Raw genomic sequence first — 8481 nt, forward strand, 5'->3', positions numbered from 1 at the left:
GTGGCTGTTCACCAACACGAAAAGTGGAGCAAAGATGAGTAGCATCTATTACAGCCTGATTGAAAGTGCAAAATTAAACAATCTCGACATACATGGATATTTAGAATATATACTTGAAGAAATTAAAAATAGTGAGACAATTGATATACAAGCTTTACTACCCTATTCGCCAACAATCCCACAACGATTGAAAATCAAATGATGAAAGCCATCTCCTCTACTACCTGCATAGTATAGACGATGGCTCTTTTATTTTCTAGATGGGCTGTATTAGACGCTTACAATTAATGTTTATTTTCCTGACCTACTCAATGTTTTCAAAACTGGCTTCGCCACTATGAAAGCTATCTTTTCATCATATTCCACACCCTATTCTATCATAAATGCTAATCAAGATGAATTACTAAATCTCATAAAAATAGCATCTAAGAATCGTTATGGTGAGGAAAAGATGATAGAACTGATTGAAGCTGCTAGAAACTCTATCGCCGTCAGAACTCAAATTTCTGAAGAAGAAAAGTTTCATATTCTCAGCTTAATGGACTCTGTTCATTATCTTGAAACTCAGATTCATGAACTTGAGCGTTTGATTGATACGAAAGCCTTAGATTTCCCCGCCTACAGAATTTTGTTATCTTTCACTGGCTGCGGTAAATCAACTGCTTCCATAATCATTGCAGAACTAGGTGATTTATCAAGATTCCATAAAGCCTCGCAAATCGTTTCCTTTGCTGGTTTGTTTGGATATAACTCGGAATCAGGTAATTCTGTAAATAAGCGTGGAAAACTGTCCAAGAAAGGCTCTCGCGAACTAAGGCATGCTTTATACATGGTTGCTGAATTCGCTAGAAGGAATAATCCTATTTTAAAAGATTATTTTACTCGCAAAAAGAATGGCGATCGCAAGAAGCATATCTTAGCTGTAAATGCTGTTGCGAACAAGCTGTGTGCAATTTTGTTCTCCATCATGAGAAATGATTCAATCTACGTAATCAAATATCGCGATTTAGCGAAACTGCCGGAAGTAACCCAATATGAGTTTTTCCACAATGCTGAGACAGACTTCTTGGCAACAACACGGAAGAAGAAATACCTTTTTGAGGATGCACTTGGCGAGGTACACGAATTTGTTTATCGTAGTACTTCCAAACTCTCTACAGAGTAGTGAATACAAGCTATTTTCTTCAATTTCACAAGCTTTTTTGAAAAGATCCAAAAAAGTTGTTTTCAAGGTGCCCTTTTATAAGCACATAATGAAGTTTTTATAAAGGATTTACCTCTATATCAAGATAAACACTCTTGATTTTGAGAAGATTAACTATTTTTCATAAATTTCAAGTTACTTATTGACATCTAATAGTTTGTCTCTTGATTTTTATTTAAAGTTCCATCATTATAGCGAATTAGTGTATTATGACACTTAATGTAGAAAATTCATCTTACGTCATTTTAATAAATCCTATCATGATAAAACATCCAAATTCATTAAATTATATATCTCTCTTATATTATTATTTGCTAGCTAAAATGCATCATCAACTGTTTTCATAATAGGTTCAAATATATATTCAATAATTTTTTTCCTATCTGTTTTAATATCTATCGAAACAGTCATGCCTGATTTTAATTCCATTTTTTTATTTGGTTTAACTATTTCTATTTCTACTTCGTAATTCAAGCTATTCTTATCGTCACTTAGTTTTGATGTAGCAGAAATATAACGGATTTTACCTTGTAGCCCTCCAAAAGTTTGATAGTCATATGCATCTATCTTTACTGTAACAGATTGCCCCATCTTTATTTTTGAAATATCCTTGTTTACAATTTTTGTTTTTACAATGAATTTACTTCCCGATGGAACTATTTCCACAATATTTATATTGGGACTAATATATGTTCCTACAGTATTGTAATTTGCAATCAAAATGGTTCCATCAACTGGTGACTTAACAATTTTATCATCATTCAACTTATTAAGCTTTGCCAAATTGTCCTCATAGTTTTTTATTTGCTCTTTTTCTGAATTAAGTTGACTTAATAAACTTAACTTTTCATCACTCTTATCCTGATTGTAATTAATGCTTATATCGACTAATTCAGAGTCAATTTCTTTTCTTTCATCCTCAGTTAGTTCTTTTTTTTGATAACGCATCTCAATTTTGTTCTTCTGTAATTCATATTGTCTATTTTTTTCAGTATGATTATTCCAGTATATTTCATATTCTAATTGTAATTCTTGTCTTTTTAAACTTTCTATATCATAATTATCAAAGATAGAATCATTTCTAATTTTATCTATTTCTGTTTCTAATATTGCAATTTTTAAGTTACTTAAAGTAATCTCATTTTTCATAGATTCTATGTCTTTTTCATTATCTGTTTCAAATCGCATAATGATATCATCTTTCTTCACAACATCACCTTGCTTTTTATCAATGCTTAGTATTTTGCTTGTAGAATTACTATTTACAATTTTAATACCATTTTCAACATCTATTGTGCCTGTAGTAGTCACAACAATATCTATCTGAAAGATAAAAGCTAATATAACCAACACTACTATTGAAAAAGATATCAAATAAATGATAAATCCGCCAAGAGGTGAAGGAGGTCTTTCAATGATTTCTAAATTAGAAGGAAGAAAATCATACTTATAATCTTTTTTTCTTCTAAACATTTTTAACCCCTCCCTGTTGCTCCATTAAGTATTTATAGAAACTATCTTTTTCCTTTAACAAACTCTCTGGTTTATCAAATTCAATCATTTCACCTTTATCTATACTCATGATATAGTCACAATCTTTTAACGTAGAAAGTCTATGTGCAATAATGATAACTGTTCTACCTTCACAAATTAACTTTAAATTGTTCTGTATGATTCTTTCAGACTCATAATCTAACGCTGAAGTTGCTTCATCAAAAATCAGTATTCTAGGATCATTAACCAGTGCTCTAGCAATTGCTAATCTCTGTTTTTGTCCTCCTGATAATCCAACACCCTTTTCTCCAATTAAAGTATTATAGCCTTTTTCTAAACCCATTATAAATTCATGTGCACCTGACACCTTACAAACTTTTTGAATGAATTCAAAATCAGCTGTTGGATTTGTAATTGAAATATTTTCTTTTACAGTACCATTGAATATAAAATTTTCTTGAAGTACCACGCCTATTTGCCTTCTCAACCAAGAAGGATCAATCACGCTTGTATCTACATCATCAAAATAAATTTTTCCACCCTCAGGAACATAAAGCCTCTGTAAAAGCTTGGATAAGGTTGATTTACCAGAACCACTACGACCTATCACACCTATAATTTGATTTGGACATATTTCAAACGATATGTTTTTAAGAACAAGTGGCTGATTGACTTGATATCGAAAATCTACTTTATCAAACTTAATATTACCTTTTAAGTTTGGAAGTTCCATTGAAGATGATTCCTCAGCTTCATACTCTATAGGATTTAAAAAGATATCACTTACTCGTTTAACAGATAAACTCATCTGCTGATAATCTTGCCACATTTGAACAAATCTAAGTAAAGGTGATGTAATTCTTGACGCAATCATACGAAATGCTACTAATTCTCCAATTGTTAACTTTCGATCTATAACCAAAATTGCACCAACTGCAATAACAATAATGTCTTGAATTTTTTGCAAAAATGAAACAATATCATTAATAGAAAATACTAACTTATTAGTTTTAAAACTTGTGTTGACATACTCTGCAGCAATATCTTCCCACCTTTCATCCATTTTAGGTTCGAGAGCAAATGCTTTTATTGTGTGAATCCCATTCATACTTTCAACTATGAAAGATTGTAGCTCTGCTCCATCATAATATTTTTTATCAAGCCTTTTTTTAAATACTGGCGTCGCAAAAGCATAAATTATTACTATTAGAGGTACAATTGCTAAGATGATATAGCTTAGTGTTTTGCTATAGAAAAACATAATTATAATGTATACAAACACAAAAATTGCATCAAGTATTGCCATCAACGGAGTTCCTGTTAAAAATGAACGTATGTTTTCTACTTCTCTTACTCTGGCAACAGTATCACCTACTCTTCTTTTTTCAAAGTATGCTAAAGGTAATTCAAATAAGTGTTTGATAAGTTTTGAATTCAACATCATATCAATTCTATTTGTTGTAAAATGAAAAACATAATCTTTTGCAAGACTTAAAATCATTTCAAAAATTAATGCAAAACTTATCAAAGCAGTTAAGACATATAAAGTTGATGTATTTCCAGTCGTTAAAACTTTATCTAAAATAAACTGAATAAAAACGGGAGTAAAAAGCCCAATAATTTGTATGATAAAATATGATATTAGCACTTGAATCAATGCGCTTTTATATTTAAATATAGCATTAACAAACCATGCAAATCCAAATTTTTCTTGTTCACTCATGAAACCTTTTTTCTTAAACAATATTATTTTCTTTGATGTCAATGCATCAAAATCACTGATTGTCATCAATTTAGGTTTTTCATCATTCATATCTAAATATATAATAGAATCTTCTTGATAATTAATGATTATTTGCATAATCCCATCATCTTGTGTAAAAATACACGGATAGGTTAAATTTTTTAAATCTTTACTATTTATTAAAACCTCTTTGCATTTTAATTTAAAATCTTTGCATATTAACTTATAAGTTTTCAGGCTCATACTATCCACAGTATCAAGGTTATACTTATGAATAAGAGAATTAATATTTACATTAATTTCATTAAATTGTAAAATCACTATTAAGGGCTTAAGCTCTCTTATTACATTGTCTTTCATTCTTTACCTCCAATTTTAGAAAAAAGATCATTGTGAAATGATCCTTATTCTTTATTACATTTTGGTTTGTAGAAACCTAATGGTGAACAAACTGCATAATTACGTTCAGCTACTTTTTCCAATAGGGCAATTATTTTCGACATAATTTTCATATCATTAGTCCTCCTGATCTAAATGATACAAGAATGTAATATTTGTTGTAAAGTTTTTACTCAATGGTCAATTTTACTGCATGAATGGTAAAAATAACGAATCCCTCTTATTAATCATAAAAAAACACGATTTGTAAAATTAATTGTCTTAATCAAATCTTGTTTTTTTATATATATTATGACGATTTATTGTTGCTAAGTTTCATTAAAACAAAAATAAACACTCACAACAAACTCATTGTTTGCATACTCTTTCAAAATTTCCCCATTATATGTTTTTACAATATGATCAATAATCTTCAAGCCATATCCATGTCCATTTCCACTATTTGATATGAAGTTAGGTTCATCATCACAAGAATTCTTACAACGTATTGAAAGACTGGACTCATTCTGTATCATTTTTAATTCGACTTCTCGCTTTGATGATTCTTTAGCAGCATTCACTGCATTATCTAAAATATTGAACAAAAGTGAACATATATCTTTATCGCAGAGATGTATATCGTTGCATAAAATAGCATTTATTATAATTTGTACATTTTCATATGTAGAAATTTTCGAATTTAAGCACGCATCGACAAACAAATTTCCGGTTTCCACTTTAATTCTATTCGTAATTACATCATTTTTAATTTCATTCACATATGATTTTATATCCTGTGTTGCCGCTAGAGTTTCTAAAATTAACAAATGATTTTCTATATCATGCTTCAATTTATGATAGGATTCTTGCTCCTTTTTTAAATCTTCCAAAAGATTCATATTATACTGATTAGATAAATCTATTAATTTTTCCTCATTTTCTCTATCATATTTCTTAATTGCTTTAATGAACATAAAATTTAATATTAATGTTTGTAAAATTATCAATAAAAAAACAAAAAGAAGCATTTGTATACTATTTGGATTTTCGAAATTTATCAAAAACAACATTATTATAAATATATTAAATCCGTTTAAAACTAGAAAAGGAAATGTTTCTTTTATTTTCATATCCACTTTTATAGCAGATAAGAAAGAACTTAGTAAATACATAATTAGTGTCGTAGAGCATATAACTAATATAACGATTTCACTTTTTAACATGCCTGGATTTGTCAATTTTGATATTTCAATGCCAAACACTTGTGTAAACAAGTTTATGAATATTACTAAAAAAGAACCATAAAGTAAAAAATATAGTATTGATACAATAAAATTAGTCCCATTCATTTTTCTTAGTAAAATGGTTACATAAATAAAGTCAAAAATAATTACAAGTAAGTTTCTTGCTATGAACTCGAGATTTATGTATATGCTAATATCAGTCAAAATATAATTAAACAAAGTATATACTGCAACACATGAAGCAATCCAAACTAGTTTACGTTTATATTGATATTCATTAAACTTTAATATTAAGAAAGTAATGCCAATCACATAAAGCAAACAATATGATAGTTCTAATAAATAAGTCATAATTTATCCACCCTTTGAACTAAGACTTTAATAATATCTTCTTTTTTCCTTCTACTAACTTTGAATGTCTTTTCATAATACATTAGTTTTACTTTATTATCTTTGAAACTTTCAATATATAGACTGTTTATAATAGTGCTCCTATTGATTCTAATAAATATCTTTGGTAATTTATTTTCTATATCTTCTAAAGTCGTAGTACTACCAACATACTCATCGCTCTTTGTATATATATATACTGATCTATTAAAATAGATAATATGTGTTAATTCATTAGAGCGAAAATTTTTAAATCCTAGATCAGTTTTTGCTGAAATTACTTTTCTACTGTTTATAAACGATATAGCATCATTTAAAGTTTTTTCAAGTTTAACTTTCACTTCTTTTTTTACAATATATTTAAAAACATTTATGAAGAATGCCTCATCCATTTTATCAGTAAAGCTAGTAATGTATATTATTAATGAACTTTCATCATAAAGATTTTTTGCTAGTGTTATACCGTCCATTTCTGGCATTTCAATATCTAAGAGGATGATGTCAAAGTGCTTTCCCTCATAATAAAATTCATGAGCTGTATTATAACTGGTTATCTCATACGAATCAATAATTTCAAGCCCCTGTATCAACTTTTTCAAAAACATAATAAAATTAGCATCATCATCGATTAGAGCAATGTTCATCATAGTATTTCCCTCACTTTAAAAACTTCAACTATATTATACCATTTTTTTTTACTTTGATTATACTTAATCTTTTACATAGTTTTCGTATCTATCTTTTTGCTTCAATCTATTTAATATTAGATTTTACGTGTTATTCCTGCAGCTATTCGGTACTTTGCTACCAATCGATGACCAACCGTATAAATTCACCCCAATTCTATTTACTTCTCAAACCACAAAAAAACCCTTTGCAATAAAGGGTTCTCTGTACACAATAAATTGTGAATTGTTCCAATACGATAAATAATTAACGTTTTGAGAACTGAGGTGCACGACGTGCTGCTTTAAGACCGTATTTTTTACGTTCTTTCGCACGAGGGTCACGTGTAACAAAACCAGCTGCTTTTAATGCAGGACGGTAATCAGCGCTTGCTTCCATTAAAGCACGAGTGATACCATGACGCATTGCTCCAGCCTGTCCAGTGTAACCACCACCCTGAACATTGATTTTGATATCAAATTGACCTAAAGTTTCTGTCAATTCTAATGGTGAACGAACAACCATACGCAAAGTTTCATAAGGCAAATATTCTTCTAATGTTTTATCATTAACTGAAATTGTACCTTTACCCGGAGTCATAAAGACACGAGCAACAGATGTTTTACGGCGTCCTGTACCAATGTAAGTAACTGTATTTTTCTTAGCTGCCATTTCTTATTCCTCCTAACCTTTGATAACCAGTTCAACTGGTTTTTGTGCTGTATGTGGATGTTCATTACCTGTGTAAACAAATACATGTTTACGCATTACATCACCAAGTTTTGTATGAGGTAACATACCGTGAATAGCTTTTTCAACCCATTCAACTGTGTACTTAGTTTTCATAGTACGTGCACTACGTACACGCATTCCGCCTGCATAACCAGAGTGATTGTAATAGTTTTTAGTATCCAATTTGTTTCCTGTCATTTCGATTTTGTCAGCGTTGATAACGATAACATAATCTCCACAGTCTACGTTTGGTGTATAAGTAGGTTTGTGTTTACCTCTTAATACTGTTGCAACTTCAGTCGCTAAGCGTCCTAAAGTTTTTCCTGTTCCGTCTACAACGTACCATGTACGTTCAACTTCAGCAGGTTTTGTAAATGTTGTTTGGCGCATATTAATACTTCCTTTCCGATGTAGTTTCCGGGGCTACAAAGGCATAAGTGCCTATTTAATAGTTTATAATCAAATGACCTATAAGTCAACAAAAACTTTGTGTTTTTGCAAGATTCTATGATTCGTTTATGATAATGTCTTAAGTATCCACATTTGATTATGTCTTAAATACATATTACAATAGTACCTCATTGAATTGGAGGTACCTTATGAGAAAGGTTGAATTAAATATGCATGAA

General features: G+C 29.7%; 8 protein-coding genes. 2 read left to right on the forward strand and 6 right to left on the reverse strand.

All coding sequences use genetic code 11. From position 1 onward, the window contains the following. Both ACWG0P_RS15800 and ACWG0P_RS15805 read left to right on the forward strand, forming a co-directional pair. A partial coding sequence (locus tag ACWG0P_RS15800; RefSeq protein WP_455802533.1) for a transposase domain-containing protein occupies positions 1-202 on the forward strand: 202 nt, incomplete at its 5' end. Positions 203-451: 249 nt separating this feature from the next. Further along, a complete protein-coding gene (locus ACWG0P_RS15805) occupies positions 452-1165 on the forward strand; it encodes a transposase (RefSeq protein WP_455802534.1) in 714 nt (237 codons plus the stop codon). 357 nt (positions 1166-1522) lie between these two features. Here ACWG0P_RS15805 and ACWG0P_RS15810 read toward each other — a convergent pair whose 3' ends face one another. The 6 genes from ACWG0P_RS15810 to rplM form a co-directional block, all read right to left on the reverse strand. Continuing rightward, the gene (locus ACWG0P_RS15810) at positions 1523-2677 is read right to left on the reverse strand and encodes an HlyD family efflux transporter periplasmic adaptor subunit (RefSeq protein WP_455802535.1); all 1155 of its coding nucleotides are present in this window, start codon (positions 2675-2677) and stop codon (positions 1523-1525) included. Next, positions 2670-4802, reverse strand: coding sequence for a peptidase domain-containing ABC transporter (locus ACWG0P_RS15815; RefSeq protein WP_455802536.1), 2133 nt, complete (start codon positions 4800-4802; stop codon positions 2670-2672). Before ACWG0P_RS15815 ends, ACWG0P_RS15810 begins: the two co-directional genes overlap by 8 nt. 347 nt (positions 4803-5149) lie before the next feature. Next, entirely contained in the window at positions 5150-6415 is a 1266-nt protein-coding gene (locus tag ACWG0P_RS15820; RefSeq protein WP_455802537.1) for a sensor histidine kinase, read from the reverse strand. Next, positions 6412-7101, reverse strand: coding sequence for a LytR/AlgR family response regulator transcription factor (locus tag ACWG0P_RS15825; protein ID WP_455802538.1), 690 nt, complete (start codon positions 7099-7101; stop codon positions 6412-6414). The genes ACWG0P_RS15820 and ACWG0P_RS15825 overlap by 4 nt, the downstream gene beginning before the upstream one ends. A gap of 286 nt (positions 7102-7387) precedes the next feature. Further along, on the reverse strand, positions 7388-7792 hold the full coding sequence (gene rpsI, locus ACWG0P_RS15830) for a 30S ribosomal protein S9 (protein ID WP_455791390.1): 405 nt from the start codon (positions 7790-7792) through the stop codon (positions 7388-7390). Positions 7793-7804: 12 nt separating this feature from the next. Beyond that, the gene (gene rplM / locus ACWG0P_RS15835) at positions 7805-8242 is read right to left on the reverse strand and encodes a 50S ribosomal protein L13 (RefSeq protein WP_455791391.1); all 438 of its coding nucleotides are present in this window, start codon (positions 8240-8242) and stop codon (positions 7805-7807) included. Positions 8243-8481: the final 239 nt, after the last annotated feature.

The organism is Amedibacillus sp. YH-ame6 (genome assembly GCF_053848845.1).